The sequence below is a fragment of the Hymenobacter glaciei genome, from assembly GCF_039539585.1.
Taxonomy (GTDB): domain Bacteria; phylum Bacteroidota; class Bacteroidia; order Cytophagales; family Hymenobacteraceae; genus Hymenobacter; species Hymenobacter glaciei.
In genome coordinates, this window is the sequence record NZ_BAABDK010000023.1 from 73,718 (window position 1) to 99,837 (window position 26,120).

Consider the following 26,120-nt stretch of genomic DNA (forward strand, 5'->3'; position numbering starts at 1 on the left):
AAGAGAAGTAAAAAAGGCACTTAGACCTCAAAATGGTCCAGTCTTAAAACGGAGCTCTCCGGTTGAGGTTACCTTTGGCAAAATTCTATGCGCTTCTTTTCCTTCCTTACTATCACCTGGCGGCGGCTGGAGTCTTTGAGCTGGGCTGCGGGTCTCGCCCTAGTGGTGCTGCACTCAGCCGGGCCGGTAGCAGGGCAGGCCCGGGCTGCCAGTCCGCTGCCTAGTGCTACGCAACCCATTGAGCGTTATTGGGTGACCATGAGTGATAAGAAAGGCGTGGCCTTTAACCCGGCCCGCTACTTCTCGCCGGAGGCCCGCGCCCGCCGCCGCCGCCAGCATTTGCCCGCCTTCGAGGCCACTGACCTGCCCGTGCGGACTGATTACGTGGCTGCCATCATAGCCCAGGTCGACACCGTAACCCTGGTGAGTCGCTGGTTCAATGCCGTTAGCTGCCGCGCCACGCCGGCCCAGGTCGCCGCTGTGCGCTGCTTGCCGGGTGTGGCCTCCGTGCAGCGCTGGCCGATGCGTGATGCGCAAATAGCGGCAGCAACTTCTGAGCAAGAAACGACCAGCATAGCTTTTAAAGTGAGAACTGCTGAAGCTGACGGCGACAAAGAAACTATTTCGGCCAATGACTACCTGCTGGCCCGCCGCCAGGTAGCCCATCTTGATGGCGCAACTCTGCGCACAGCTGGCCTGCAGGGGCAAGGGCTGCGCATTGCAGTATTCGACGTGGGCTTTCGGGGGCTGCCCGAGCATCCGGCTTTTGCCGAGCTGGTGAACAGCAAGCGTATTGTGGCCACCCACGATTTTCTGCGCAACCAGGACAATGTATTTGTTGGGGGCAGCCACGGCACCGAGGTAATGGGCTGCCTGGCTGGCCGCCTGCCCCCCAACCCGGGCGGCGCGCCCGGCCCGGCGCTGGGTTTGGCCCCCGCCGCCGAATACCTGCTGGCCCGCACCGAGCAGCTGCATCGCGAGCGTTACGCCGAAGAAGAAGCTTGGCTGGCCGCCGTGGAGTGGGCCGACCGCCTCGGGGCCGATATCATCAACTCTTCGCTGGCTTATACCGAGCAGCGCTATTTCCCCGAGCAGATGGACGGCCGCCGCAGCCTGATTGCCCGTGCCGCCAACCTGGCCGCTCGCAAAGGCCTGCTGGTGGTGAGCGCCGCTGGCAACGACGGCGACGACGATTGGGTGCGCATCGGCACGCCGGCCGATGCCGACTCGGCCCTGGCCATCGGTGGGCTCGACCCCGAAACCGGCCTGCACGTCGACTTCAGTTCCTACGGGCCCACCGCCGACCGCCGCCGCAAGCCCAACCTAGTTGCCTTTGGCGTGGTGCTTACCACTACCCCTGGCGGCCACTACGAGCGCCTCGAAGGCACTTCGTTTGCCGCCCCGTTGGTGGCTGGGCTGGCAGCCGCGTTGTGGCAGCGCCAGCGCCAGTTCACGGCCATGCAGCTGTTTGCCCTACTCGAACAAGCCGGTGAGCTGTATCCGTATTTCGATTACGCCCACGGCTACGGCCGGCCCCGGCTGGCACGGACCACAACCGGCACCGCGTCTTTTACCACGGCTACCTTCGATTTCGTGCCCCACGACACCCTGGTCGCGGTAATTATTCGGCCGGAAGCTGCCCGCACTCCCGCCATCGATTTGCCACTGCTGGCCGATGACCCGGCGCCGAGTCCGGTCCCGGCCGCCATTACCCCCGCCAAACCAGCGAACGCCACCAACAGCGCCCCGCCGGTAGGGCAGGAGAAGCCATTGCCCGCCGACGCCCCGCCGCTGGTGCTACCCGAGCCCAATTACCCGGCCTACCTCTACTGGAACCTCGCCGACCGACGCGGCGTGCTGCGCCGCTACGAAACCCGCGCCGTGACCCAGCGCCTAGTGGTGCAGGTGCCACGCCGGCTGCTGCGCAACGGCGACGTGCTGCGCGTTCACTTCAAAGGCTACACCGCCACCTATTCGGAATGAGGGCCCTGAACATTTTTCTTAGCGGGCGCTTGGCTCCGTTGCGGCAATGGGCCGTGGTTGGGGCACTACTAGTCGGAGCCCCGTTTGCGGTGCGTGCGCAGCAGGTGCTGGTGCAGGCCGACGTGGCCAACGACACCGTGAAAACCACTTTCGGCCCCAACCGCCGCTGGTTTGTCCACGGCTACCTGGCCCTGGGGCTGGCAGCTGGCCCGGGCCAAACCGGCGCGAAGCTGCGTTACGGCTTTACCTCGGCAGAGGCCCGGGTGGGTGGCCGGCTGAAGCGGCGCCTGAGCAATTCTGTGGCGCTGTGTGGCGACCTGAATTACGGTTACCTGCGCTACGAGCTGGCCCAGGAAGCCGGCAAACTGGTGCCCAGCTCCACGTTGCATCAGCACGAATACCTGGGCATCCACCAGCTGGCTACTGAAGTAGCGCTGCGCTTCAACTACGGCCGTCGGGGCAATGTGGTGGGCAGCTACCTCGACTTGCTGGCTGGCGGTACCTGGGCTGCCGGCACCCGCCACACCACCGAGGATGTGCCGGCAGCCGGCATTAATTCAGTTGAAACCACCGAATATGGTTTGCCTTACCTCCATCGGTTTGGAAGCGTTGTGGGCGCACGGCTGGGTTTCGACCGCTACGCGCTGGTGGGGCGTTACCGGCCCAGCTCTGCTTTTGCGAGCAGCTATGCGGCCTGGCCCGAGCTGCCGCGCTGGACATGTGGGGTTGAAGTAGGCCTTTTTTGAAGAAAGGACCTTACCGCATTTTACTCCGGCTACTGGGGCGTTTGCAGCGCATATAAACCAATGCCTGGGCTTTCTGCGTAGAACGTCCATTCCTGAAAGTGCAGGACTGGTTCGTATTCCCCCGCAACTTTCAGCAACGGCGATATTCCCCCCTTCTATTTCTCTCATACCTTCGCACGACCGGCGCCTGAGTGGCCCTCGTTTTTCTTCTATATGAAAGCCCCTATTCTCAAGTTTTCCAGCCTGGTCCTGCTGTCGGCCAGCTTCATCCTCCAACTCACGTCGTGTATCAACACCGAGCGTGAGGCGAGCACGTCGACCAAAGACCCGCGTGCGACCTACACGCCGCCGGCAGCCGGCAGCCGCACCCGCATCAACGGCAAAACCGTGCTCAACACGGTGCGCGCTACGCATTCATTCTCCGACCCCAACAGCAACGACAACTTCATGCTGCAGCTGCGCGGCGAGCGGGTGCTGACCGGCCAAGCCCACCTTATTGTCCTCAATAACATGGGCGACACCATACGCCACGAGGTACTGCCGGCCCGCGCTTTGCTCGCGCACGCCGATGCAACCCTGGCCCGCTCTTCGAGTGTGCGCGACCAGGAAATCGCCATTCTTCAGGGCATGAACACGTTTTTTGCTCCTGGCCACTTCACGCAACCCGCTATACCCAGCGGCGCTGAGCAGCCTGCCGAAGTCGATACCAAAACCTGGATGACTTTGCGCGAAGACCCCACCGCCGTAGGCTTCGACTACACCGGCGCGGGCGGTGCCGAGCGCCGCATGGCTTACTCGCAGAAATTGGGTAAGGCAGTTGTCATCAGTCAATAAATCAATAATTAATCCCACCTGCGCTCCCCAGAGCACCTCTTTTTCCCCCCACCCCATGAAGTTTCTGCTTTCATTCGTTGTCGTCCTCATCCTGATACTGGCGTATTTCCGCCTCTTTCCTTCGGCTCCCATCAACCCGGTGCTGCCCATTGAGCAGGGCCAGCAGGAGGTGAACGGCCACAATGCGGATGTGCCCAAGGGCGCGGGTGCAATGGCGCCGGCCACCGAAGGAGAAGAAGCCGAAGAAGGCAGCGCGGCCGCTGTGGCCCCCGCAACACCCGGCCAAACCTATGGCACGGCCATTATGCAAGCCGGTGCGTTGCCCATGAGTGCACTGCCCGTTGCCCTTGGCAAGCAGGATTCTGCCCAGGTGAAGCTGGTAGGCAAAGCATCGGCCGTGTGCCAGGCCAAAGGCTGCTGGATGACCCTGCCCACCGCCGACGGCAAGGAAATGCGCGTACGCTTCCGCGATTACGCCTTTTTCGTGCCCAAAGACCTGAGCGGCCACGAAGTTGTGGTTAGTGGCTGGGCCTACCGCAGCACCGTGCCCAAAGCCGAACTGCAGCACTACGCCAAAGACGGTGGCAAAACCGACCAGGAAATTGCCGCCATCACGCAGGACGAACAGCAGCTCACCTTTATGGCCGATGGCGTGCGCGTCTTGAACTAGCGCTTAGCCACTGAAACTGAAACCACTGCAAAAGCCGCCCGGTAGGGTGGCTTTTTTTGTGCCCCAATAAGTTTTAATGAGCCGCCGTAGTTTGCGTACTTCGTTTGATTGCCTACCCTAGTGCCGCTTCCGGTACCACCACCATGCCCAATAATTCCACCATACAGTCCCAGATGCAGGCCCTCGCCGAGCGGCTTCACCACCTCAACCACCAATATTACCAGCTTGATAGCTCGGAGGTTAGCGACCAGGACTTCGACCAGATGTTGGCCGAGCTGCAGGCACTGGAAGCAGCACACCCGGAGTTGGCCTTGCCCAATTCGCCCACCCGCCGGGTGGGTGGCACCATCACCAAGCAGTTTCCGACGGCGGTGCACCGATTTCCCATGCTCAGCCTTGGCAATACGTATTCTGAAGATGACCTGCGCGAATTTGACGAGCGGGTGCAGCGCGGCCTGGAAGGTGCGCCCTATGCCTACGTCTGCGAGCTGAAAATTGACGGCGTTGCCATGAGCCTGCATTACGAGCACGGCCAGCTAACGCAGGGCGTGACGCGCGGCGACGGTACCCGCGGCGATGTAGTCACGGCCAACGTGCGCACCATCAAAACCCTGCCGCTGGCCCTGCGCCCCGGCCCCAACCAGCCCGACGACTTCGAAGTGCGCGGCGAAGTATTTATGCCCCTGCCGGTTTTCGATGAGCTGAACGCCGAGCGCGAGCAAAACGGGGAAGCCCTGCTGGCCAACCCGCGCAATGCCGCCAGCGGCACCCTCAAGCTGCAGAACTCGGCGCAGGTGGCGGCGCGCAAACTGCGCTTCCTCGCGTATTCGCTGCTCACGCCGGGCCGGCATTTTCCCACCCACAGCGCCGCCCTCGAAGCGCTGACCCAGTACGGCCTGCCCGTTTCCGATACTTGGCGGCGGGCTTCCAACATCGACGAGGTGTTGGAGTTTGTGCATTATTGGGCGAAAAAGCGCTTCGATTTGCCGGTGGCGACCGATGGCATTGTCATCAAAGTCGATAACCTGCGCCAGCAGGACCAGCTGGGCTACACAGCCAAAAGCCCCCGCTGGGCCATTGCCTACAAGTACCCCGCCGAGGCCGCCCGCACCCGGCTCAACGAGGTGCTCTACAACGTGGGCCGCACCGGGGCCGTCACGCCGGTGGCCGTGCTCACCCCCGTGCCGCTGGCTGGCACCGTCGTGAAGCGGGCTACCCTGCACAACGCCAACCAGATTGAACTGCTCGACCTGCGCCTCGGCGACTTGGTGTACGTAGAGAAAGGCGGCGAAATCATTCCTAAAATAACCGGCGTCGACTTGGCTGCCCGGCCTGCCGATGCCGTGCCCATTCGGTACCCTACGGCGTGCCCATCCTGTGGCACGCCACTGGTGCGGCCCGAAGGCGAAGCCCATTTCCGCTGCCCAAACGAGCGCGGCTGCCCGCCCCAGCTCAAGGCCCGGCTCGAGCACTACGTGAGCCGCAAGGCGTTGAATATTGATGGGCTGGGAGCCGAGACCGTGGGCCGGTTTTTCGAGTTGGGCTTGGTGAAAACCCCGGCCGACATTTACGACCTGCCCGTCCGGCGGCCCGAGCTTGTGACCTTGGAGCGCCTCGGCGAAAAGAGCATCGACAACCTCATTGCCGGCATCGAGGCGAGCAAGCAGGTGCCGTTTCCGCGTGTGCTGTTTGGCTTGGGTATTCGCTACGTGGGCGAAACCGTGGCCCAGAAGCTGGCCGCCCATTACCGCAGCATGGATGCCCTGATGAATGCTACGGCCGATGAAATGGCCGCAGTGCCCGAGGTCGGCGGCGTTATTGCCGTAGCCGCTGCGCACTGGTTTCAGCAACCTGAAAACCGCGAACTGGTGGAGCGCCTGCGCCAAGCCGGCGTGCAACTGGAAGTAACCGGCGAAGCGCCCGTGCCGGCTTCCGACCGTTTGGCTGGGCTCACGTTCGTCATCTCCGGCGTATTCGAGCACCACAGTCGGGAAGAGCTGCAACAGCTCATTATTTCCAACGGCGGTAAAATCACGGGTTCCATCAGCAAAAAACTGAGCTACCTGGTGGCCGGCGACAACATGGGCCCTGCGAAGCGTGAAAAAGCACTGGGATTCAAAGTGCCCATTATCTCCGAAGCTGAGTTGATGGCCTTGTTACCCGACCTTACCCTGGAGGCGTCGGGCCCGGTTCCAGGCAATAATACCAGTGGGATGGCACCGCCGGCTGCCTCGTTGGGTGAGCAAGGGTCTTTGTTTTAGGAAAATAAAAGCATTTCGAAAAAATGTATTGCTGTGGATGCCTTAGTCGTAATAGACATTCGGGCACATTATTGGGCCGTTGGACCTGCCAGGCGTCCCGATGAGCCAGAAACGGCATTTTACACAGTAGTGTATTTTTAACTTCACGGCATACCGCAGAAGTATTTCGGCCGGCTTTTTGTCTGTTGGTCTGAATCGGCGACCTTTGCCTATCTTATTTATCCCAATGCGCGCTTATTTTACTCTTATTTGCCTGGCAATCGCAGCTTTTTTAGCACCAGCTGCCCACGCGCAATGCGTTGCCTTAACCGACCTGTTGGCCATCGGAGCCGACCCTACTGCTCAGTCATCGGGTAAAGTGGTCACGGACCATCTCTCGTTTGAATGGGCATATATGGCATCCGCGCCCACGGCCAAAGAAGCCAGCTGGACCTATACGCCATCGGGCACATCAACTCCTACGGCCCGCTTGGTGGTGCGCCCCCAGCGCCCGGGCCAAGACGTAGTGCTGAAAACCGCACAGGCAAGCTGTGTGCGCGACCTGCGCTCCGAACTCAAAAGCCGGAAGCTCACGCCTCAACCCGTAACCTGTCCCAGCTGCGAAGCTGTTCGCTATCAGGGTGCTGATTTCGACGTAACGCTGTACAGCATGATGAAAGGCGAATTTCCCTTTGTAGTCGTAGTGCATCAGGTGCCACCGACGATGCCTCCTGCTGCCAATGGAGCGACTACCACCAAGAATCCCTAAAAAATACCCTTTGTATTTCGTGATAAAAAAGCCCCGCCGTGAAAACGGTGGGGCTTTTTGTTGTGGTGCATTGCAACGAGCGTTATAGTGCGGGCATCACCGTGCCACGCACTTCGCCAAAGCCGATGCGCACACCGTCCTTAGTAGCGTGCCCGCGCATGGTCACGGTATCGCCGTCAAGCAGGAACTTGCGTTCTGAGCCATCGGCCAGGGGCAAAGGGCGGGTGCCGCGCCAGGCTAGTTCCAGCATCGAGCCCAGCGAGTCGGGTGTAGTGCCCGAGATGGTACCAGAAGCATAGAGGTCGCCGGCTTCGAGGTTGCAGCCGTTGGATGTGTGGTGGGCCAGCTGCTGAGCCATGCTCCAGTACATGAGGCCAAAATTACTGCGGCTGATGGTGGTTTCGGGGCCGCCTTCGGGGGTGAGGGCCACTTCGAGGTGCACGTCGAAATTGTGTTCGCCGTGCTGCGCGAGGTAGGGCAGTGGGGCTGGCTCCTGCGCCGGGCCAGGCACGCGGAACGGTTCCAGCGCATCGAGCGTGACTACCCAGGGGGCTAAGCTACTGCCAAAATTCTTGCCCAGGAACGGCCCCAACGGCACATATTCCCAGCTTTGCAGGTCGCGCGCACTCCAGTCGTTGAACAGGCAGAGGCCGAAGATGTGCTCCTCGGCGTTGCCAATTGCCACCGGCGAGCCCAGCGAACTGCCCGTGCCGACCACAAAGGCCATTTCGAGTTCGAAGTCAAGCTGACGGCTGGGGCCGAACGTGGGTTCCGCTTCATCGGGGCCTTTGCGCTGGCCATTGGGCCGCCGGATGGGGGTGCCCGACGCTACAATGCTGCTGGTGCGCCCGTGGTAGCCAATGGGCAGCCAGCGCCAGTTGGGCAACAGCGCATTGGCCGGGTCGCGGAACATGATGCCCACGTTGGTCGCGTGCTCGATGCTGCTGTAGAAGTCGGTGTAGTTGGCGGGCTTCACAGGGCGCAGCATCTGCACTTCCGTTTGGCGCAATAAGCACTCGCGTACGGCCTCTTCGTGGTCGCGCAGGCGGGGCTCGTCGTGTCGCAGCAGCTCGCTCACGCGCTGGCGTACGGCCCGCCAGGCCGGCCGGCCCAAGCGCAAAAAAGCATTAAGCGACCGGCGGCGAAACACTTTGGGCTGCGCATCGCCCAGTTCGGTGAGGTCGGAGAAAAAGCCCAATTGGCTGGCGGCATACAAATCGAGCACGTAGCCGCCAATGGCCACTGCCAAGCGCGGCCCGCGCTCCTCGGTTTCGAACACCCCGAACGGCAGGTTCTGGATGGGAAAGTCATTGTCGGGAAGAATGTCAATCCAGGAGCGGAGGGCGGGTGAGTTCAGCGCGTTGGGCATAGAGCAGGGAGGGCAGGATGGTTTGGGAGGGTTTGAAGGAAAGGTGTTAAAAAGAACGTCATGCTTCGGCTAGGCGCAGCATGACGTTCAATGCATTCGGTCAAATAGTTAGTAAGGGCTACCGAGCTTCCACAGCCGTGATTTCCGGTACCGCTTTTTTAACCGTGTCCTCCAGGCCAGCCCGGGTCATTGGCGACATGGGGCAGGCCCCGCAGGCCCCTTCCCATTCGAGCTGAAGCACGCCTTCGGGGGTGATATTGGCTACCCGCACATTGCCTCCATCGGTGGCCAAGTAAGGGCGCAGGCTGTCCAGAGCGGCCTCGATGCGCGGCATCAGAGGGTGGTCGAAAGTAGGGGCGGGGGTTGCTTTTTCCACGGTAGATTAAGAATTCATCTGCACGACCGCCGTTTTTGGGGCCACGTTGTTGCGGATACTTACCTGACGGGCTACGGCCTCAGCCAGGTCAGCGAAGAGCTTGCCAACTGCCGATTCGGCGTCGAGCACGGCGGGCTGGCCTTGGTCGCCATTTTCGCGGATGCTCTGCACCAGCGGCAACTGGCCCAGCAGCGGCACGTCGTGCCGGGCAGCCAGCTCGCGGCCGCCGTTTTCGCCAAAAATAAAGTACTTGTTGTCGGGCAGCTCGGCTGGCGTAAACCAAGCCATGTTCTCAACCACGCCAAGCACGGGTACGTTGATTTGCGGTTGGCGGAACATCTGTAAACCCTTCTGGGCATCGGCCAGGGCCACTTTTTGCGGCGTGGTCACGATTACGGCTCCGGTCACGGGCACGGTCTGCACCAGCGTGAGATGGATGTCGGAAGTGCCGGGTGGTAAGTCGAGCAGCAGGTAGTCGAGCTCGCCCCAGTCTACTTCCGTAATGAACTGCTTGAGCGCGGACGAGGCCATGGGCCCACGCCACACAATGGCGCTTTCGGCCGGGGCCAGGAAACCAATGCTCATCAGCTTCACCCCGTATTTCTCGATGGGCTGAATCAGGTTCTTCCCATTGGGGCCCTGAAACACATGCGGCGCCTCGTTTTCCACGTTGAACATCACCGGCATGCTGGGGCCGGAAATGTCGGCATCGACTAAGCCAACTTTGGCGCCGGTGGCCGCCAATGCCACCGCCAGGTTGGCTGCGACAGTGCTTTTGCCCACCCCACCTTTGCCCGAAGCAATGGCAATAATGTTCTTGACGCCGGGCAGCAAGTCGCCGCGGTTGTTGCGCAGCGTGGTCACCCGCGAGGTCATCGTAATCACCACGTTGGCCTCGGGGCTAACCATGGTGTGGATGGCGCGCTCGCAAGCGTCGTGAATAAGCTGCTTGAGGGGACAGGCGGGCGTGGTGAGCACCACGGTGAAGGCGACGGTGAGGCCGGTAATCTCGATGTTCTCAATCATGTTGAGCGTGACGAGGTCCTGCCCCAGGTCGGGCTCTTCAACGTAGCTCAGGGCTTTGAGAACGGCTTCTGGGGTAATGGTCATGGGCAGAGAAACACGCCTGAAACTGGCGGGCTACAAAGATAACCCCAGAAGCGGTGGCAGGGTTAGCGCAGGTCCCGGAAATTACCGCCCTATGCATGCCGGAAATTGCTAATTATTCGCAATATTTACTGACCCTGCTCCGCACTATCTGACTTGACCCCATATTTTCTGCAGCTATATGCCAAACGTCGACCCCCATCGCCCAAGCTACATCGAATCTGATTCTGACGAAGCCGAATCGTTGGTCGTGCTGGAGTGGGCCATTCCCATTGCCGCAAAAGTGCCCGCTCTACGTCACCGGGTGCCCATGGCCGTTATCTCGATGCGGCCGGCCTCCGTCACGAGCACCGTGCCGGCTCGGGTTATTACGGCACTGCGGGCCAACAATACCGTGCTGCCCACTAGCTGGTGCACCACCGCCACGCTCACTGCCGGCCCTACCCCGCGGCTAGCGCGTTAGTCTGCTTAGAGTTGAAGCGCCAGCGCAAAGCCGCCGCCCTGTCCGGCCGAATAGGTAGGCACTACCAGTAGCTTTTGGCCCAATTTGTTCGGTAACAACTTCACGAGGGCTGGGTACACGTGCCACACGGTTTCGGCTGATAGAAAGCCGATGCCCGCCCCGGCCAGCACGTCGGTGGCCCAGTGCTTGTTGCCAAGCACGCGCATGGTGCCGGTGGCCACAGCCACGGTGTAGCCCACTACGCTCACTAACGGGTACTGGCGGCCATACTGCTCGTGCAGCAGCGTGGCCGTAAGGAAAGCCTGGGACGTGTGCGACGACGGAAAAGACGTGAGGTCGCGGGGGTCGTAGGGGCGGGGCTCGGCGCTCAGCCGCTTGAGGTTGCTCACGATGCCTGCGTCTAACTCGTGGGCCAGCAGGTAGATGAGGGTAAAGCTCACGGCTGGGCGTGCGCCGCGGTGCCCGGTAGCCATCAACCCATAAGCTATGGCCAGGGGTACGTGCCGCGAATAGTCATCCACACCGTGAGCATCAAGGGTACCAAAGGCTGCCTGGGTCTCGGCTTGCATGTCGAGCTTGGCCTGGTACATGGTCTGGTTGAAGTGAGGGCTATGGGCTAGCACGCCCACGCCCACCAATACCGAGGGCACGGCAATGCGGAGGGCCATGGCGCGACCCTGATGATGGGCCTGCAGCACCGGGCGCAACGAATCAACCGGCGGGGCAGGTGCCTGCGCCTGCACGAGCAATAGCTTTCCCCAGAATAAAAAGGCCAGTATAATTTTAAATTGCATAAAATGCCGTTAGTCCTCAATTAAGGTTCTTAAAGGTATGAATTTTCTGCGAACCAGAAAAATTCCACAAGCCAAAATTTTGCAACAAATCCATAGGAAGGTTTGCTGGCCCTTGGTTCAAAAAAAGCCCCGGCTACTGGCGTAGTCGGGGCTGAGTGGGGAGCAGTGGTTAGGTTTTCTGCTTCTTCTTTTTTGCCGCTGGAAACAAGATGTTGTTTAAGATGAGGCGGTAGCCGGGAGAGTTGGGGTGCAGGGCCAAATCAGTAGGTTCTTCGCCCACCAGGTGCTGGTAGTCTTCGGGGTCGTGGCCCCCATAAAAAGTCCAGGTGCCCTTGCCCAGCGTGCCGTGGATGTACCGGGCCTCGCCGGTCTGCTTGGTTTCGCCCATCACAATCACATCCGACTTAATCAGGCTTTTGCGGAAAGCCGTGGTCTGGCCCATAAAGCCATGAATGGTTTTGTCGTGGTTCTGGCAGAGCATGGTGGGCACCGGGTCGTACTTGGCCGAGTAGGTGAAAAGCGAAAAATAGTCGTTCTGCTCGCCCAGGCCACGCTCGCGGGGCTGCATGTCGATGTTGGAGTACTCGTACTCGTAAGGGTTGCGTTCGAGCTGAAAGTTCTGGAAAGCCAGGCAGCGGTTGTAGTTGAGCTTGGATTGCGCAGTAGGGTCCGACGGGTCGCCGTCGTACATGGTTTCCACCATGTCGATGCCTAGCCCGGCCAGCGCAATGTCGTAGCTGTCGGTGGCCGAGCACATGGCAAACAGGAAGCCACCGCCGGCGATGAATTCCTGCATCTTGGTGGCCACCGTGCCTTTCATCACGCTCACTTTCGTGAAGCTGTTGCGTTTGGCAGCAGCTTCGGCATCGCGCACCTGTTGCTGGTACCACGGGTAGTTGCGGTAGGTGGCGTAGAACTTGCCGTACTCGCCGGTAAAGTCTTCGTGGTGCAGGTGCAGCCAGTCGTACTTTGGTAGCTCGCCCTTCAGCACCTCGTCGTCGTAAATCTGGGTGTAGGGGATTTCCGCATACGCGAGCACCATCGTCACAGCGTCGTCCCAGGGCTGCTTGCCCTTGGGCGTGTACACCGCAATTTTGGGCACTTTCTCCAACTTCATCACGTCCATGTTGGCATTCGGCTCGGAGATTTCCTGGAGAATGCCCGTGTACTGGGCTTCGCTGATAACCTGGTAGCTCACGCCGCGCACGGCCAGCTCGTTCTCGGCCCCAGCCACGGTTTCGAAGGCGAAGGCTCCGCCGCGATAGTTCAGTAGCCAGTCGACAGGTACCTCGCGCTGGAGCAGCCAAAAGGCCACCCCATAAGCCTTCAGGCACTCCTTCTGGGTATTATCCATCGGGATGAGGACGTGGTTGGCGCGGGCGGCTGGCGCAGCCGCCAGGCCAGCGCCGGCCACAAGCAAAAACAGCACAATACGTTTCAGCAGCATCGTTTTTTAACACAAAGAGTTGCCCCGCTCCAACGAGGTTGCGGCGGCGGTGGTTCAAGTTACGGCTGGCCCGCCGAACTTTGGACTGCCCGGGCGCGCAACCATTGGTGTGTGGCGCAGCCTTTAGCTGGTACGCTGCCTGCACGTGCTGCCTTGTGCCGGGGCGTTTTCTCCGCTTACTTTCGTTCCGGCCAAGCCTGTTTGGCGCGGCCATTCGTGCTGCGCCGGTTGCGCGCCATTTCCCTGCTTGCCCATGAGTCCCTTTGAAAACGTCCGCGAAGCCTTCCGCTCCATTCGGGCAAATTTGCTGCGCACCATCCTCACGGCGATGATTCTGAGCATTGGCCTGTTTGCGCTGGTGGGCATCCTTACGGGCATTGATGCGATGAAAAATTCGCTTTCCGACACCTTTGCCAGCCTCGGAGCCAACTCGTTTGAGCTGCACGCCAAGGGGTATGCCAACCGCTACCAGCGCGGCGGGGTGCAGGCTAAGAGTTATCCACCCATCGACTTTCTGCAAGCCAAGCAATACAAGGCCGCCATTGGCGACCAGGCCCAGGTGGGGCTTTCAGCCTTTATTGCGGGCGCCGTCGAGATGAAAGCCAACGGCATCAAAACCAATCCCAACATGCAGGTAATAGCCGGCGACGAAAACTACCTGAAAATCCAGGGCTATAACCTGGCTGCGGGGCGCATTTTTTCGCAGTCTGAGCTAAACAGTGGTGCCAACGTATTGATTGTGGGCGATGAAATTCGCCAGAAACTCTTCCCGAAAGTACCACCTGTGGGCCACTACGTGAGCGCCCTGGGCCGCCGCTTTCTGATTGTGGGCCTGCTCGAAAAAAGTGGCAGCGGGGCCGGCGGCGGCGGGGCCGACCGCCTGGCCCTGCTGCCCTTGGAGGCCGGCAACCAGCTGCCCCGCCAGCGCGCCCTTACCTACGACGTGAAAACCGCCACCGATAAGCCCGGCACCCTGGACTTTGTGATGGGGGAGGCAACCGGCATCATGCGTGCCGTGCGTCACGACAAACTGGGCCAGGAAGACAGCTTCGTGGTGGAAAGCAGCGAGTCGCTGGCGGCCACGCTCGATTCGCTCTCGGGCAAAATGAAGGCCGGCGGTAGCATCATTGCTTTCGTTACGCTGCTCGGAGCCAGCATTGCCCTCATGAACATCATGCTCGTGTCGGTGACCGAGCGAACCCGCGAAATCGGCATTCGCAAGGCGCTGGGAGCCACGGCGCAGCAAATCCGGCTCCAGTTTCTGATTGAGGCCGTTGTTATCTGCGTACTGGGCGGCTCGTTGGGCATCCTGCTGGGCGTGCTGGGCGGCAACGGCGTGGCCAGCTTTGTGGGCTCGGGGGCCTTTCTGGTGCCCTGGGGCTGGATAGTGGTGGGCCTCATTATTTGTGTAGGAGTAGGCATGGCCTCCGGGTATTATCCCGCCAGCAAAGCCGCTGCCCTCGACCCCATCGATTCGCTGCGCTACGAGTAGGCCAGGAAAAACGCTTGAATTAACGTGTCGGTGGCTATACTGTCATTCATTTCCGCTATCTGCTTATGACGTTTACGGGTACACGACAGGGGTTGCTGTATGGGGTGTGCGTGGCTGCATTGGTCGCTGGAACCCAACTGCAGGGAGTTGCGCAGGTACCCGGGCCGGGCCGGGCAGAAACCTATGCCGTGCTGGGAGCAGGCAAGGGTGCGCAGTTTAGTTTGCCGCAGGTGCGCCTCGCGGATGAAGCCGCCAGCCAGCGCATCAACCGTACCATTGCCCGGGCAGTATTGGCCCTGGCGAAAACCCCGGTCGATACCACTGCTTCACTGTCCAAGCAATTGCGGCAGGTGGCCACCACCGATTGCTGCCTCACCGGGTCAAGGTTTCAGGTGTTGCTTAATCAAGGCTACTTACTTTCGGTTAAGTTGTCGATGGAATTCCGGGGCACGCCCAGCTACGAGCAGCAGCGCTACCTGGTATTCGACCTGAGCAGTGGCCAGCGGCTGCCACTAAGTGCCCTTGTTGCCGACCCGCCTGCCCAACTTGCTCACCGGCTCGAAACCGCGGTGAACCGCCGCATGGGCGAGTTTCTGGCCGACAGCGCTACCCGCAAACACCCGGGCCGCGCGGCACTGGCCCAAACCCTGCACTGGAATGCCACCAAGCGACAGGTAGATTTTGCTGGCGGTGCTCCGGCGGTATCGTTGCAGGAGTTTGCGCTCACCCCGCATGCACTGGTACTGCTGTACCCAACCAACCAGCAAGCCGCAACCCTGGCCGACGTACCAGAAGAAACCTACCGCTTTCCGTATGCTAGGCTGCAGGCACAGGGCCGCCTGGCCGAATTGGTGCAAAAAAATACGCCTGCTGCGCGGTAGCAGGGTAGTGGTGCGATAAAGTTATACATTTGCACAAGCACTCATTTGTGTAAATGCCATGGCCGCTTCCGTTCCTGTTGTTTCCGCTGGGTCCATCGACCAGCGTTTTGCTCAGCTCATCCAGCAATTTGGGCTCACTAAAAACAGCTTTGCAATCTCACTGGGCAAAACCGCGAGTGTTGTACAGCACCTGATTGATGGGCGTAACAAGCCAGGTTTCGATTTGATGTGCAAGGTGTTTGAGATTTACCCAAATGTGTCCCGCGATTGGCTGCTGCTCGGGCGGGGGCCTATGCTGGTTGGCAATAATGGCAGTGTAGCTGCTCCCGTTGTTCAATCAGAGCCCAGTGCTTCAGAGCCCAATTTCGAGCCTATTGACTTGTCGGATGTAGCCCACAGGGTTGCCCGGCGCCCTACCGTTACGAGGCTGCATCCCGAGGAAATTGCCGCTACCCTGGCCCTGGCCTCCGCTGCAGCTGGCACCCCAGCCGCCCACGTTTCTCTGCCCGTTGCACCAGCATCAGGTGTTGACGAATCAATTGTTTCGCAAAGTAGCCCACCAACTCAACTGCCCATTTTCGACATGTCGCAAAGCGCAAAAAAGGAAGTGGACATGCCATCAGTTTCAACGCAGCGACCCGTACGTCCTTTCCGGCCCGTTCCTACTCCGGGTGCCCATCAGGATGCGGCATTTGCTCCGGCTGAACCAAGTGCAGAGCTACCTCCGATAAATGCGCCGGTAGAAACTACTGCTGTCCCAGTTCAGCCAATTCAATCAGTAGCCACTGCTCCAATTGGAGCACCTGCAACAGCGCCCGCAACGCCCAACCCCGACGGCTACATTGCGGCGGCCATTCATGCCCAGCACCTCCAGCATCAGCTGGCCTTGGCTGAGCTTCGCAACCAGCACCTGCTCGAACAGCAGCAAATGCTGCGCGAAATGCTGGCTATGGCCCGGCAAGGCATGGTTTAGCCCGGGTCTCAGACGAAAATGCCTATTTCTTCGGCTTCCATCAGGCCTTGGGGAGTCACGGCAGTGAGGCGTAGGGTTTTGCGCTCGCCTATCAGCAGGGGGTCGTATTTCACCGCTACCCGAATGTAGTTAGGCGTAAAGCCTTCCATTCGGCCATCGGTTACGTCGTCTTCAAACAGCACTTCAGTTTCGAGGCCCAGGTGCTGCTCGTAGAAGAAGCGCTTTTTCTTTTCAGACAAGCTGCGCAATTGAGTCGTGCGCTCATGGCGCACACGGTCGGGCACGCGGCCGGGCAGGGTTGGCGCCAGCGTATCGGGCCGTTCCGAGTACGGAAACACGTGCAGGTAACTAATGGGCAACTCGTTGAGGAAGTTATAGGTGTCCAGAAAATCAGCGTCGGTTTCGCCGGGAAAGCCCACAATAACATCTACACCAATGCAGGCGTGCGGCATGAGCTCCTTGATGCGGGCCACCCGGCCAGCGTAAAGCGCCCGGCGGTAGCGCCGCCGCATCAAACCCAGAATTTTGTCTGAGCCGCTCTGCAGCGGGATGTGGAAATGCGGCATGAAGCGCGCCGAAGCTGCCACGGTTTCAAGCACCCCGTCAGTGAGCAGGTTGGGCTCGCAGCTGCTGATGCGGAAGCGGCGAATACCGGTCACCTCATCGAGGGCTTGCACCAGCTGGGTAAAGTCTTCCAGACGCTCGCGCTCGGGGCCTTGCAGGCCAAAATCGCCCAAATTCACTCCCGTGAGCACAATTTCCTGCACGCCGGTGGCAGCCAGTTCCTCGGCCCGGACTACCACGCTGGCCACACTGCCCGAGCGGCTACCGCCCCGCGCCAGCGGAATGGTGCAGAACGAGCAGGAGTAGTCGCAACCGTCCTGCACTTTCAGGAAGGTACGGGTACGGTCGCCAAACGAGTGCGCGGCCACAAACTCCGTCGCTTCGCTGATGGGCGAGGCGTGCACGGCCCCGGGTTGGCCGGGCGCGGGCTTTTTGAAGTCGGCCAGGATATCGACTAGCTGAAATTTTTCGGAAGCACCCAACACCGCGCTTACGCCCGGGATAGTGGCAATTTCCTGTGGTTTGAGCTGGGCATAGCAGCCTACGATGGCTACAAAGGCATCGGGATTATGCTTAAGGGCCTGCTGTACCACCTTGCGGCACTTGCGGTCGGCATGGTCTGTAACCGAGCAGGTATTGATAACATAGAGGTCGGCCCCGGCTTCGAAGGGAACTTTGGCAAACCCCTTTTCCTCAAACTGCCGGCCAATGGCCGAGGTTTCGGAAAAATTGAGTTTGCAGCCGAGCGTATATAAGGCGACGGATTGAGGAGTAGGCATATTGGGCGTAAAGGTACGGCAGCGGCCCCGCGTGCCCGAATCTAACCGCGCTTACTTCCGGGCAAAGTCTGCCAGGGTGAGTTGCTGCATGGCCTGTCCGAAGTGCAGCTGCCAGTCAGTTGCAGTGGGGGTACGGTCCCACACTTCACGGCTCACGTTGTCGAGCACCAGCGAACCCTGGGGCGAAACCACCCCAAACCCGTTATTAAAGCAGTAATAAGCGACCGGGTTTGGGCGCGGGGCCAGCAGGTCGCGGCTCCACACATAGCTGGTGGCCGGGAGTTTTAGCTGGTGCAATAGGGTTGCGGCGACGTCGGTTTGCGAGGCGATGGTATGCACCACTTGTCCGCGCGCTGCTGGCCGTAGCGCGCCGCCGGCCAGCAGCAGCGGAATGCGAAATTTGTCGGGACTCTGGTTGGAGGAATTGCCGGGCTGGATGTGCCCATGGTCGGCTACCAGCACCAAGAGCGTATGTGCGTACCAGGGCTCGCGCTGCGCGGCCCGCAGAAAGCGGCCCAGTTCCTGGTCGGTATAATACACCGAGTTGCGAAATAGGCTCACCTCATCTGTCCCGGGAAAGTGCTTCTTCATGGGCACGTCGAAGGGCTCGTGGCTGCTCAGGGTAAAAGCCGTAACGAAAAATGGCGTGGGCTGCTGGCGTAAGTCCCCGAGTATGCGGTCGAAAAGCACACCGTCGTGCGCGCCCCATTTTGAGTTCTGGTCGCCCTGCGCAAAGTCTCCGCGCTCGGTGAGGTGCTCGTAGCCGGCGGTTTGCAAGTAGCTTTTCATGTTGGCGAAAGCCAGCTCGCCGCCGTAGTAATAGTGCGAACGGTAGCCCGCAGCAGCCAACGAGCGGCACAAATGCGGCAAGTGCTCGGTTTTGCGCGGAAACTTAATGATGCTGGTGGTAGGCTGGTTGGGATAGCCCGATAGCAGCGACACCAGGCCCTTTTGGCTGCGGTCGCCGGCCGCATACATGTGGTCGAACAGCACGCCGGTGCGCGCCAGGCTATCGAGCACCGGCGTTACGCCCTGCTCGCCGCCCACGCTACCCACAAATTTGCTGGTAAAGCTTTCCAGAATGATGAACAGTACGTTGGGTCGCGCCTCGGCCAGAATGCTGGTTGTCGAATCAGCTGGAGCGGGTTTGCCCACTGCCAGCGGGTATAGGGTAGCTACCAGCCGACGGGCGGTGCTGTCGGGCATGAATGGCTGGGGCGGGTGTTCCTCGCTGCGCAGCACCATCGCACTCATCAGGTTCCAGGGCACGTTTAAGGCGGCATGGTTGGCGAATGCGGTGCGCGAAAAATACACGTCGCTCTGGTTGATGGGAATTTGCTGCGTGCCCCCTCGCAAAGGCACTACCAGCAGCGCCAGGTACAGCAGGCACGCCAGTGCTGCGCGCCCACGCCCAAACCAAGCGGGTAGCGGTGCCAGCCGCCCCACCACTCCTTTATACAAGAGCCAGCCGCCACCGGCTAGTACCAGAAACGCCGCCAGTAGCAGCCCTAGCGGCGCACCGCCGGCCGAAGCCGCCATTTCCTGAGGCGAGTTTAGGTACTGAAGCGGCGTGTCGTCGAGCCGGAAGCCCCAGGCGCGGTATAATTCAAGGTCGGCAATTATTAGTGCCGATAGCACAAGGCCTACCAATACCGAATAGCCCAACAATAGACTGCGCATAGGCAGCCGGGGCCACAAGCTGCCCAGCGTCAGCAGCAAAAATGGTATCAGGCACACATAAGCTACCGCCGAGGCATCGAGCCGCAAGCCATACCAAAAGGTAGCCAATAGCGTGGCAGCGGGAAGTTTAGCAGCCGGCACATGCTGATAACCTAGAAAAAGGGCTCTGCCCAATCCAAAAAAGAGGAGCCAGAAAAAAAAGTAGCGCGGCTGAAACGCAAAGCGGTTTTTCACGGCTCAAAGGTAATTAGCTGAATGGGAGCCTTGGTCATTAAGGATAGGGCAACCGTTTGCAGGATTTGCCTTGAATTCTCTAGAAGACGTCGTTTTCCAAAGGGGGTATGGTGATAAATGGTGGTAATTTCTGAAAACAGCTTGAAAAATTTAGGTAGATATTCGGGAAAATGCTTTTCTGCTCTATCTTTGCCATATCAATCTGCTTCTGGCATTTCAACCCGGTTCCTTTTTACATGGCCATCCTGCGTTTTAAAGCTCTCGAATTAGTCAATCAGCGTTACCCCATTACGGTGGAGGCTGGCAAGCGCCGCTCCGAAACCTTTGGGCAGAACGTGTTCAACCTGGAGGCCATGCGCGCCACCATGCCCGGCGACTACTTCAAAAAGTTACAAGCTGCTACCAAACAAGGCGCGACTGTAGAGCGCAACGTAGCCGACGCCGTGGCTTCGGCCATGAAGACCTGGGCAATGGCTAAAGGTGCGACGCACTACACCCACTGGTTCCAGCCCCTCACCGGCGCCACTGCCGAGAAGCACGACTCATTCTTCGACCTGAACTCCGATGGTCGGCCGATTGAGAATTTCAAGGGCTCGGCCCTCGTGCAGCAGGAGCCCGATGCTTCGTCGTTTCCGAACGGCGGCATTCGCAACACCTTTGAGGCCCGTGGCTATACCGCCTGGGACCCCACATCGCCCGCTTTCATCATCGAAACGGTAGGGGCCAAGACGCTGTGCATTCCCACGATTTTCGTGGCCTACACCGGCGAAGCCCTCGACTACAAAGCCCCGTTGCTGAAGTCGCTGGCCGTGCTCGAGAAAGCCGCCATTGACGTTTGCCATTACTTCGACAAAGACGTTTCGCGCGTTAACACCACGCTGGGCATCGAGCAGGAATACTTCCTGGTTGATAAAGCCCTGCACGATGCGCGCCCCGACCTTGTACTCACCGGCCGTACCCTGTTTGGCCACAGCCCGGCCAAAGGCCAGCAGCTCGACGACCATTACTTCGGCTCCATTCCGGCCCGCGTGCACGGCTTCATGCTGGAGTTTGAGGAAGAGGCCAACCTGCTCGGCATTCCGCTGCGCACCCGCCACAACGAGGTAGCCCCGAACCAGTTCGAGTGCGCCCCCACGTTTGAGGACGCCAACCTGGCCGTTGACCACAACCAGCTGCTGATGGACGTGATGGCCCGCGTAGCTGACCGTCATAACTTCAAAGTCCTGCTGCATGAGAAGCCCTTTGCTGGCGTGAATGGCAGCGGTAAGCACAACAACTGGGCAATGAGCACCGATACCGGGGTGAACCTGCTCGCGCCCGGCCGCCGCCCCAAAGAGAACCTCCAGTTCCTGGCGTTCCTCATCACCACCATCAAGGCCGTGCACACGCACGCCGACCTGCTGCGCGCCAGCATTGCCTCGGCCAGCAACGACCACCGCTTGGGGGCCAACGAGGCTCCGCCGGCCATCATGTCGGTGTTCCTGGGTTCGATGCTGGACTCCGTGCTCGATGAGCTGGAGCGCACCGCCAAGCTGCCGCTCGACAAAGGCGACAATATTTACCTGAAGCTGGGCATCGACAAGATTCCGCCCATTCTGCTCGACAACACCGACCGCAACCGGACTTCGCCCTTCGCCTTCACTGGCAACAAGTTCGAGCTGCGTGCGGTGGGTTCGTCGGCCAACTGCTCTTCGGCCATGACGGTGCTCAACACCATCGTTGCCGACCAGCTTATCGACTTTAAGGCTGCCGTTGATGTGCTCATCGAGCAGGGCAAGAAAAAGGAAGTGGCCATTGTGGAAGTGCTGCGCGAGTACGTTATCAGCTCGAAGAACATTCGCTTCGAAGGCAACGGCTACTCCGACGAGTGGAAGGAAGAAGCGGCCAGCCGCGGCCTCAACAACATAGCTACCACGCCCCAGGCGCTGGATGCGCTGGTACGTACCGACGCCGCCGAGCTGTTTGCGCGCCACGGCATCTTCTCGCACGTGGAGCTACACGCCCGCCACGAGATTCTGCTGGAAGAATATCAGAAGAAAATTCAGATTGAAAGCCGCGTGATGGGCGACCTGGCCGTGAACCACGTCATCCCAACCGCGCTGGCCTATCAGACCAAACTCATCAACAACGTGCGCGGCCTCCGCGACCTGGGCCTCGACGACGAGCACAGCCAGACCACGCTGGACATGATTAAGGACATTTCGCGTCACGTCTCGACCATCAAAAACACGGTGGACGAAATGACTGAGGCGCGCAAAAAAGCAAATAAAATCAGCGATGCCCGCGAGTTAGCCCTTGCGTATTGCGAAGAGGTAAAACCAAAATTCGAGCCCATCCGGCGCGCAGTTGACAAGCTGGAGCGCATGGTGGCCGACGAGGACTGGCCCTTGGTGAAGTACCGCGAGCTGTTGTTCAGCCGCTAGTACTCCCTCGGGACGGAATCGGGTCCGGTGTTGGGTGGGAATTCTCGCCGCGCCCCGATTGGGAAAGAGGTGCCTCAGTGGGGCGCCTTTTTTTGGTTTTGCTCCGCAATCGATTGCGGGAAATTCAGCCCTTTATTTACCTGTTACAAGGCCTATTGCGGTGTCTCAGAAGGCTTTTTTATACGCTTTTTGGATGCAGATGTGGTTTCTGCCAATAGTAATGGCAGGCGAGGAGTTGCAAGCTCATCCGCTAGTACTTCGACGCTGCTGCCGGGGTCGGGCACCAGCATTTTCCAGGCAGCACTGCGCAGCTCGTCGAGCTTCCCCAAGGCTTCGCTTACCGTCGGGTTGGCCTTTAACTTATCAAACAGGCCACTTTTGTTGCCGGCAACTATTAGCTTTTCTAATACGAAGGGCAGCACCCAGCCCACGACGTTGGACGCCAATGCCCCGCGCAGGCCCAGGCGTAGCAAGAGGCGCACGGTCATTTGCTCGATGAGGAGTACGCGGGCGGCAGGCAGGGCTTTGTCGGCCAGGAAATCGGCCACCAGCTTTAGGTTTCCTTTTTCGACTTCGGCGCGCAGCACGTCCTGCACCGCATCGAGCGCGCGGGCCGCCAGCTGTCGGAACAATCGGCCGGTTTGCCAGGCCGCCAGACCCGTTAGGCGGGCGACGCCGGCGATGCCAGCCAGCGAGGGCAGGAAAGGTGGTTTTTTCATAAAAGGACGTGCTTTAGAGCCATGAAAGGCCATTCCTGAGGAACGTATTGACGGCGGAAGGAGTTAAAAAAGATGCAGAAAAGCCGGGTGGTTTATAACCTCACTGGCGCTTGCAACAACAAAGGCGGGCTTTTATGCGCTGTTGCGCACTTGCACGAGCTGCCCCGCTTTGCTTTTACCTACTCATGTCAGATTTGCTGCTGGATATAAACTTACAATACTCGCCCGACGATTACTTCGATGGCGAATGGCAGGTTGCCAACCGCGTGCTCAACCAAAACGACCCTTTCAGTCCGTTAGCGCAGGCCGACGAGTTTGTGCTGGCCCCTGGTAAGCTGGAAACCCGGGCCACCGCAACAAGCCCAGGCCAGACCGGCTACTGGCAGGTAATGCGCGACGAGATGTTGAACCGCCCCTACCTGAATTTTGAGTTGCCCAACGAGGCCACGCGCGCCCTTGTTACGCGCCTGCGCCGCTCGGCCGATGGCCTGCACAGTCAGCTCAACCTGTACTTTGCTTCCGGAATGGAGCTTCAGCTGAACCGCGCCAACTAATTTCTCTCCTCCTTATAAAATATTTGTGAGCGATTCCCTCCCCGCACAAGAAGTGAAGTTGCCGGCCAATGTTGGCGAAGGTTTGGTTGGTCCCGAACAGTTTACTTTTCTGGCCGATGTCATTCCGCAGTTGGTATGGATAACCGACTCAAACGGCTTCCACACCTATTTTAATCAGCGCTGGACGGATTTCACCGGGTATGTGCTGGCCGACAGTGTGGGCTCCGATATGTGGAACAACCTGTTGCATCCCGATGACCAGGCCCGTGCCCGCCAGGTGTGGGGCCATTCGTTGGCTACCGGCGACGATTATAGCATTGAATACCGTTTCAAAGCTAAGGATGGCTCGTACCGGTGGTTTTTGGGCCAGGCCCTGCCGCGACGCGACGAGAACGGCCAGATTATCGCCTGGTTTGGCACCTGTACGGATATACAGGAACAGCGCCAGTTGCGCGAGCAGCTCGAACTCGCGTACTCGGACCTGGAAGCGAAGGTGATGTTTCGAACGTTGGATTTGGAGCGCGAGCTCAAGCAGCTGCGCGAAGCAGCCACTAAATAGGCTGCTGCACAAAGTGGAAATCGAAACGGCCCTTTGGGGCCGTTTCGCATGTAGGGCTTGGTTGTTGGCTTAAGTTCTCAAGCAAAAGTAACCGTCATGCAGAGCGCAGCGAAGCATCTCGCTCGCGTTGTCAAACGATTGATTTACCGCTGCACGCGAGATGCTTCGCTGCGCTCTGTATGACGTTCTTTTACTCGTTTACTTTCGAACGAGTACTTAATTGCGTTGCATAAATCTGTTTCTTTTTTTACTTTCCAATGAATGCTATCGTAATCCAGCAACCTGGTGGACAGGAAGTGCTGCAGCTTCGGCAGGTTGCTAAGCCGCAGCCGGCGGCGCATGAGGTCCTGGTTCGGGTGCATGCCGCTGGTATAAACCGGCCGGATGTGCTGATGCGGCAGGGGAAGTATGCGGGGAGCGGTGATGTAAGTGGCCTGGTGCCCGGGCTGGAAATAGCCGGCGCCGTCGAAGCCTGCGGTGCCGGGGTGACGCGGTGGCAACCCGGCGATAGGGTGTGCGCGCTACTGCCCGCCGGTGGTTACGCCGAATACGCTACGGTTGATGCCCGCCATTGCCTGCCAGTGCCCGCTGGCTTGAGTATGACCGAAGCCGCAGCGCTGCCCGAAACGGTGTTTACGGTGTGGTACAATGTGTTTCAGCGCGGCGGCTTGCTTCCCGGCGAAACGCTGCTGGTGCACGGGGGCAGCAGCGGCATTGGTACCACCGCTATTCAACTAGCGAAGGCCTTGGGCAGCCAGGTGGCCGTTACAGCCGGCGACGATGCCAAATGCGAAGCCTGCCGAAAGCTGGGGGCCGACTGGGCCATTAATTATAAAACCCAGGATTTTGAGGACGTGCTGAAAGCTGAAGGTGTGGACGTTATTCTGGACATGGTAGGCGGCGAGTACATTACCAAAAACCTGTGGCTGCTGAAAGACGACGGCCGGTTGGTTTTTGTAAACGCCATGCAGGGCTGCAAGGGCGAGTTCAATGCGCTGGAGGTGATGCGGCGGCGACTAAGTATCACGGGTAGCACGCTGCGGCCCCGTTCGGCCGATTTTAAGGCGGCGCTGGCAGCGGCTGTAGAAGAAAACGTGTGGCCACTTATTGCCGCGGGCAAATTCAAGCCGGTCATCTACAAAACATTTCCGCTGGCAGAAGCAGCGGCGGCGCACGGGCTTATGGAAAGCAGCGCGCACATCGGTAAAATTGTGCTGGAAGTAAGCAACGGGGCGTAAAGTAGAACGTCCTGCCAAGCTGTTTGAAGTAGCTTGACAGGACCTTCAAATAGTGTCTTCTGATTCGATTACGCCCGCTTCCACTTGATGGTGCAGCCGATGGCCTTAGTCGAATTGGTGGTAGCAGGCTTGCCGGCCAGAATTTCGGTCATGGCATTCTCGACGTATTTGATTTTAGCCAGCTTGGCATCCTCCGAATTGTCGTCGATGGCTCCGATGTACGAAACCACGAAATCCGAGCCCTGCTTGGTGAGCACGTAGAGATGGGGCGTGCGGGTCGCGCCGTAGGTTTTGGCTACCTGCTGCGATTCATCCTGCAAATAGGGGAAGGCATACTTCTTTTTCTGCATGTCGGCAAATGAGTCGCCGGGAGCCACGGCCGGGTCGTTCGGGTTGATGGCCACCACCGGGTAGCCCAGCGGCGCGTATTTGGTATTCAGGTCGATGATGCGGCTTTCGTAGGCTTTGGCGTAAGGGCAGGTGTTGCAGGTAAATACCACGATGTAGCCCTTGGCTGCCTTGTTATCGGCCAACGACATCATTTTGCCGTCGATGTTTTTCAGCTTAAAATCAGTGGCTTTGTCACCAACTTTGTACCCGTCGGCCAGCGGGCGCAACACGAAGCTGCTTAGCAACAGAAGGCAGAAAGCGAGGAGTGGCAGGGCTTTTTTCATGGCTGGAGATGGTTATGGTTGAATACTGAAAGGTAACAGCTACTGAAATTTCTTCAGTGCCGCCGTGAGTTCGGCAGCCGAAAGCTCCCGTTCGAAGCTGGCGCGCTGCTTGGTTTTGTTGTTGTAAATGAGCGTGAAGGGAAGTGCGCCCGACCATTTCGCGTCCACTTTATCAATCCACTCGTTGGGGTCGGGCTCGTTCAGCAGCACCACTTCCGATTTCAGCCTGCGCTGCTTCACGAATGGTTTCACCTTTTTGTCAACCTGCGAAGCGTAGTCGAGGCTCACGAGCAACACCTTTACCTTTTTGCCAGCATTGGCCACGCGCAACTGTTCAAAATTGGGCAATTCTTTTACGCAGGGGCCGCACCACGTTGCCCAGAAGTTCACCACGTACGTCGTATCGGTGGGCCGCACCAACCGCTTCTGCAGCTCCGGAAACCGGATGACAGTAACCTGTTGAGCAAATACTGGCGCTGAACAGCATAAGCTGCCAATTAGAACGAGAAATTTTAATAGTCGCATTGACTGAGCAGGTGCAGCGTGAAGTTC

At 59.3% G+C, this 26,120-nt stretch carries 24 protein-coding genes; 14 read left to right on the forward strand and 10 right to left on the reverse strand.

Annotated elements, in window-relative coordinates; all coding sequences use genetic code 11:
- Positions 1-87: 87 nt before the first annotated feature.
- From ABD837_RS14920 to ABD837_RS14945, 6 genes are all read left to right on the forward strand, one after another.
- Positions 88-1,983: a S8 family serine peptidase gene (locus ABD837_RS14920; protein WP_345056020.1), complete on the forward strand. Its 1,896-nt coding sequence runs from the start codon at positions 88-90 to the stop codon at positions 1,981-1,983.
- Positions 1,980-2,729: a hypothetical protein gene (locus ABD837_RS14925; RefSeq protein WP_345056022.1), complete on the forward strand. Its 750-nt coding sequence runs from the start codon at positions 1,980-1,982 to the stop codon at positions 2,727-2,729. Before ABD837_RS14920 ends, ABD837_RS14925 begins: the two co-directional genes overlap by 4 nt.
- Positions 2,730-2,942: 213 nt before the next feature.
- Positions 2,943-3,563, forward strand: a complete 621-nt coding sequence (locus tag ABD837_RS14930) for a hypothetical protein (protein ID WP_345056024.1) — start codon at positions 2,943-2,945, stop codon at positions 3,561-3,563.
- A gap of 55 nt (positions 3,564-3,618) precedes the next feature.
- Positions 3,619-4,233 carry a DUF4920 domain-containing protein gene (locus ABD837_RS14935; RefSeq protein ID WP_345056026.1) on the forward strand — a complete coding sequence of 205 codons (615 nt, stop codon included), beginning with the start codon at positions 3,619-3,621 and terminating at the stop codon, positions 4,231-4,233.
- 143 nt (positions 4,234-4,376) lie between these two features.
- Positions 4,377-6,494, forward strand: a complete 2,118-nt coding sequence (gene ligA / locus ABD837_RS14940) for an NAD-dependent DNA ligase LigA (protein ID WP_345056028.1) — start codon at positions 4,377-4,379, stop codon at positions 6,492-6,494.
- Between the two features lie 226 nt (positions 6,495-6,720).
- Complete coding sequence (locus tag ABD837_RS14945; RefSeq protein ID WP_345056030.1) at positions 6,721-7,242, forward strand: hypothetical protein; 522 nt, start codon at positions 6,721-6,723, stop codon at positions 7,240-7,242.
- A gap of 82 nt (positions 7,243-7,324) precedes the next feature.
- Here ABD837_RS14945 and fahA read toward each other — a convergent pair whose 3' ends face one another.
- The 3 genes from fahA to ABD837_RS14960 all read right to left on the reverse strand — a co-directional run bounded on the left by fahA (position 7,325) and on the right by ABD837_RS14960 (position 10,097).
- Positions 7,325-8,611 (reverse strand): fumarylacetoacetase, encoded by a 1,287-nt coding sequence (gene fahA / locus ABD837_RS14950; protein WP_345056032.1) that lies wholly within the window; start codon positions 8,609-8,611, stop codon positions 7,325-7,327.
- 118 nt (positions 8,612-8,729) lie between these two features.
- Positions 8,730-8,945: a NifU family protein gene (locus ABD837_RS14955; RefSeq protein WP_068195361.1), complete on the reverse strand. Its 216-nt coding sequence runs from the start codon at positions 8,943-8,945 to the stop codon at positions 8,730-8,732.
- Positions 8,946-8,993: 48 nt separating this feature from the next.
- Complete coding sequence (locus tag ABD837_RS14960; RefSeq protein ID WP_345056034.1) at positions 8,994-10,097, reverse strand: Mrp/NBP35 family ATP-binding protein; 1,104 nt, start codon at positions 10,095-10,097, stop codon at positions 8,994-8,996.
- Between the two features lie 178 nt (positions 10,098-10,275).
- Between ABD837_RS14960 and ABD837_RS14965 the strand changes: the two genes are divergently transcribed.
- Complete coding sequence (locus ABD837_RS14965) at positions 10,276-10,557, forward strand: hypothetical protein (RefSeq protein ID WP_345056036.1); 282 nt, start codon at positions 10,276-10,278, stop codon at positions 10,555-10,557.
- A gap of 5 nt (positions 10,558-10,562) precedes the next feature.
- Here the strand turns inward: ABD837_RS14965 and ABD837_RS14970 are convergent, their stop codons facing one another.
- Both ABD837_RS14970 and ABD837_RS14975 read right to left on the reverse strand, forming a co-directional pair.
- On the reverse strand, positions 10,563-11,351 hold the full coding sequence (locus tag ABD837_RS14970; protein ID WP_345056038.1) for a phosphatase PAP2 family protein: 789 nt from the start codon (positions 11,349-11,351) through the stop codon (positions 10,563-10,565).
- A gap of 169 nt (positions 11,352-11,520) precedes the next feature.
- On the reverse strand, positions 11,521-12,798 hold the full coding sequence (locus ABD837_RS14975; protein WP_345056040.1) for an asparagine synthetase B: 1,278 nt from the start codon (positions 12,796-12,798) through the stop codon (positions 11,521-11,523).
- Positions 12,799-13,051: 253 nt separating this feature from the next.
- Here ABD837_RS14975 and ABD837_RS14980 point away from each other — a divergent pair, with 253 nt between their 5' ends.
- From ABD837_RS14980 to ABD837_RS14990, 3 genes are all read left to right on the forward strand, one after another.
- Positions 13,052-14,290 (forward strand): ABC transporter permease, encoded by a 1,239-nt coding sequence (locus tag ABD837_RS14980; RefSeq protein ID WP_345056042.1) that lies wholly within the window; start codon positions 13,052-13,054, stop codon positions 14,288-14,290.
- A 65-nt stretch (positions 14,291-14,355) separates the two neighbouring features.
- Positions 14,356-15,171, forward strand: a complete 816-nt coding sequence (locus ABD837_RS14985) for a hypothetical protein (RefSeq protein ID WP_345056043.1) — start codon at positions 14,356-14,358, stop codon at positions 15,169-15,171.
- 583 nt (positions 15,172-15,754) lie between these two features.
- Positions 15,755-16,144 carry a hypothetical protein gene (locus tag ABD837_RS14990; protein WP_345056045.1) on the forward strand — a complete coding sequence of 130 codons (390 nt, stop codon included), beginning with the start codon at positions 15,755-15,757 and terminating at the stop codon, positions 16,142-16,144.
- A gap of 8 nt (positions 16,145-16,152) precedes the next feature.
- Here the strand turns inward: ABD837_RS14990 and mtaB are convergent, their stop codons facing one another.
- Positions 16,153-17,487, reverse strand: a complete 1,335-nt coding sequence (gene mtaB / locus ABD837_RS14995; protein ID WP_345056047.1) for a tRNA (N(6)-L-threonylcarbamoyladenosine(37)-C(2))-methylthiotransferase MtaB — start codon at positions 17,485-17,487, stop codon at positions 16,153-16,155.
- 51 nt (positions 17,488-17,538) lie between these two features.
- Positions 17,539-19,275, reverse strand: a complete 1,737-nt coding sequence (locus tag ABD837_RS15000; RefSeq protein ID WP_345056048.1) for an LTA synthase family protein — start codon at positions 19,273-19,275, stop codon at positions 17,539-17,541.
- Between the two features lie 362 nt (positions 19,276-19,637).
- On the opposite strand from ABD837_RS15000, the gene ABD837_RS15005 reads away from it, so the two are divergent.
- The gene (locus tag ABD837_RS15005) at positions 19,638-21,824 is read left to right on the forward strand and encodes a glutamine synthetase III family protein (protein WP_345056049.1); all 2,187 of its coding nucleotides are present in this window, start codon (positions 19,638-19,640) and stop codon (positions 21,822-21,824) included.
- 152 nt (positions 21,825-21,976) lie between these two features.
- Here ABD837_RS15005 and ABD837_RS15010 read toward each other — a convergent pair whose 3' ends face one another.
- The gene (locus ABD837_RS15010) at positions 21,977-22,543 is read right to left on the reverse strand and encodes a hypothetical protein (RefSeq protein WP_345056051.1); all 567 of its coding nucleotides are present in this window, start codon (positions 22,541-22,543) and stop codon (positions 21,977-21,979) included.
- 185 nt (positions 22,544-22,728) lie between these two features.
- Between ABD837_RS15010 and ABD837_RS15015 the strand changes: the two genes are divergently transcribed.
- From ABD837_RS15015 to ABD837_RS15025, 3 genes are all read left to right on the forward strand, one after another.
- Positions 22,729-23,097, forward strand: coding sequence for a hypothetical protein (locus tag ABD837_RS15015; RefSeq protein WP_345056053.1), 369 nt, complete (start codon positions 22,729-22,731; stop codon positions 23,095-23,097).
- 25 nt (positions 23,098-23,122) lie between these two features.
- Positions 23,123-23,656: a PAS domain-containing protein gene (locus ABD837_RS15020; RefSeq protein WP_345056055.1), complete on the forward strand. Its 534-nt coding sequence runs from the start codon at positions 23,123-23,125 to the stop codon at positions 23,654-23,656.
- Between the two features lie 257 nt (positions 23,657-23,913).
- On the forward strand, positions 23,914-24,894 hold the full coding sequence (locus ABD837_RS15025; protein WP_345056057.1) for an NAD(P)H-quinone oxidoreductase: 981 nt from the start codon (positions 23,914-23,916) through the stop codon (positions 24,892-24,894).
- A gap of 68 nt (positions 24,895-24,962) precedes the next feature.
- On the opposite strand, the gene ABD837_RS15030 is transcribed toward ABD837_RS15025, so the two are convergent.
- Positions 24,963-25,568: a thioredoxin family protein gene (locus tag ABD837_RS15030; RefSeq protein WP_345056059.1), complete on the reverse strand. Its 606-nt coding sequence runs from the start codon at positions 25,566-25,568 to the stop codon at positions 24,963-24,965.
- A gap of 39 nt (positions 25,569-25,607) precedes the next feature.
- Entirely contained in the window at positions 25,608-26,093 is a 486-nt protein-coding gene (locus ABD837_RS15035; RefSeq protein WP_345056061.1) for a TlpA disulfide reductase family protein, read from the reverse strand.
- Positions 26,094-26,120: the final 27 nt, after the last annotated feature.

Bases quoted from the DNA above. Each gene is read 5' to 3' on its own strand.
- ABD837_RS14920 (WP_345056020.1), top strand. From the start codon at position 88: ATGCGCTTCTTTTCCTTCCTTACTATCACCTGGCGGCGGCTGGAGTCT.
- ABD837_RS14925 (WP_345056022.1), top strand. From the start codon at position 1,980: ATGAGGGCCCTGAACATTTTTCTTAGCGGGCGCTTGGCTCCGTTGCGG.
- ABD837_RS14930 (WP_345056024.1), top strand. From the start codon at position 2,943: ATGAAAGCCCCTATTCTCAAGTTTTCCAGCCTGGTCCTGCTGTCGGCC.
- ABD837_RS14935 (WP_345056026.1), top strand. From the start codon at position 3,619: ATGAAGTTTCTGCTTTCATTCGTTGTCGTCCTCATCCTGATACTGGCG.
- ligA (WP_345056028.1), top strand. From the start codon at position 4,377: ATGCCCAATAATTCCACCATACAGTCCCAGATGCAGGCCCTCGCCGAG.
- ABD837_RS14945 (WP_345056030.1), top strand. From the start codon at position 6,721: ATGCGCGCTTATTTTACTCTTATTTGCCTGGCAATCGCAGCTTTTTTA.
- fahA (WP_345056032.1), bottom strand. From the start codon at position 8,611: ATGCCCAACGCGCTGAACTCACCCGCCCTCCGCTCCTGGATTGACATT.
- ABD837_RS14955 (WP_068195361.1), bottom strand. From the start codon at position 8,945: ATGCCGCGCATCGAGGCCGCTCTGGACAGCCTGCGCCCTTACTTGGCC.
- ABD837_RS14960 (WP_345056034.1), bottom strand. From the start codon at position 10,097: ATGACCATTACCCCAGAAGCCGTTCTCAAAGCCCTGAGCTACGTTGAA.
- ABD837_RS14965 (WP_345056036.1), top strand. From the start codon at position 10,276: ATGCCAAACGTCGACCCCCATCGCCCAAGCTACATCGAATCTGATTCT.
- ABD837_RS14970 (WP_345056038.1), bottom strand. From the start codon at position 11,351: ATGCAATTTAAAATTATACTGGCCTTTTTATTCTGGGGAAAGCTATTG.
- ABD837_RS14975 (WP_345056040.1), bottom strand. From the start codon at position 12,798: ATGCTGCTGAAACGTATTGTGCTGTTTTTGCTTGTGGCCGGCGCTGGC.
- ABD837_RS14980 (WP_345056042.1), top strand. From the start codon at position 13,052: ATGAGTCCCTTTGAAAACGTCCGCGAAGCCTTCCGCTCCATTCGGGCA.
- ABD837_RS14985 (WP_345056043.1), top strand. From the start codon at position 14,356: ATGACGTTTACGGGTACACGACAGGGGTTGCTGTATGGGGTGTGCGTG.
- ABD837_RS14990 (WP_345056045.1), top strand. From the start codon at position 15,755: ATGTCGCAAAGCGCAAAAAAGGAAGTGGACATGCCATCAGTTTCAACG.
- mtaB (WP_345056047.1), bottom strand. From the start codon at position 17,487: ATGCCTACTCCTCAATCCGTCGCCTTATATACGCTCGGCTGCAAACTC.
- ABD837_RS15005 (WP_345056049.1), top strand. From the start codon at position 19,638: ATGGCCATCCTGCGTTTTAAAGCTCTCGAATTAGTCAATCAGCGTTAC.
- ABD837_RS15010 (WP_345056051.1), bottom strand. From the start codon at position 22,543: ATGAAAAAACCACCTTTCCTGCCCTCGCTGGCTGGCATCGCCGGCGTC.
- ABD837_RS15015 (WP_345056053.1), top strand. From the start codon at position 22,729: ATGTCAGATTTGCTGCTGGATATAAACTTACAATACTCGCCCGACGAT.
- ABD837_RS15025 (WP_345056057.1), top strand. From the start codon at position 23,914: ATGAATGCTATCGTAATCCAGCAACCTGGTGGACAGGAAGTGCTGCAG.
- ABD837_RS15030 (WP_345056059.1), bottom strand. From the start codon at position 25,568: ATGAAAAAAGCCCTGCCACTCCTCGCTTTCTGCCTTCTGTTGCTAAGC.
- ABD837_RS15035 (WP_345056061.1), bottom strand. From the start codon at position 26,093: ATGCGACTATTAAAATTTCTCGTTCTAATTGGCAGCTTATGCTGTTCA.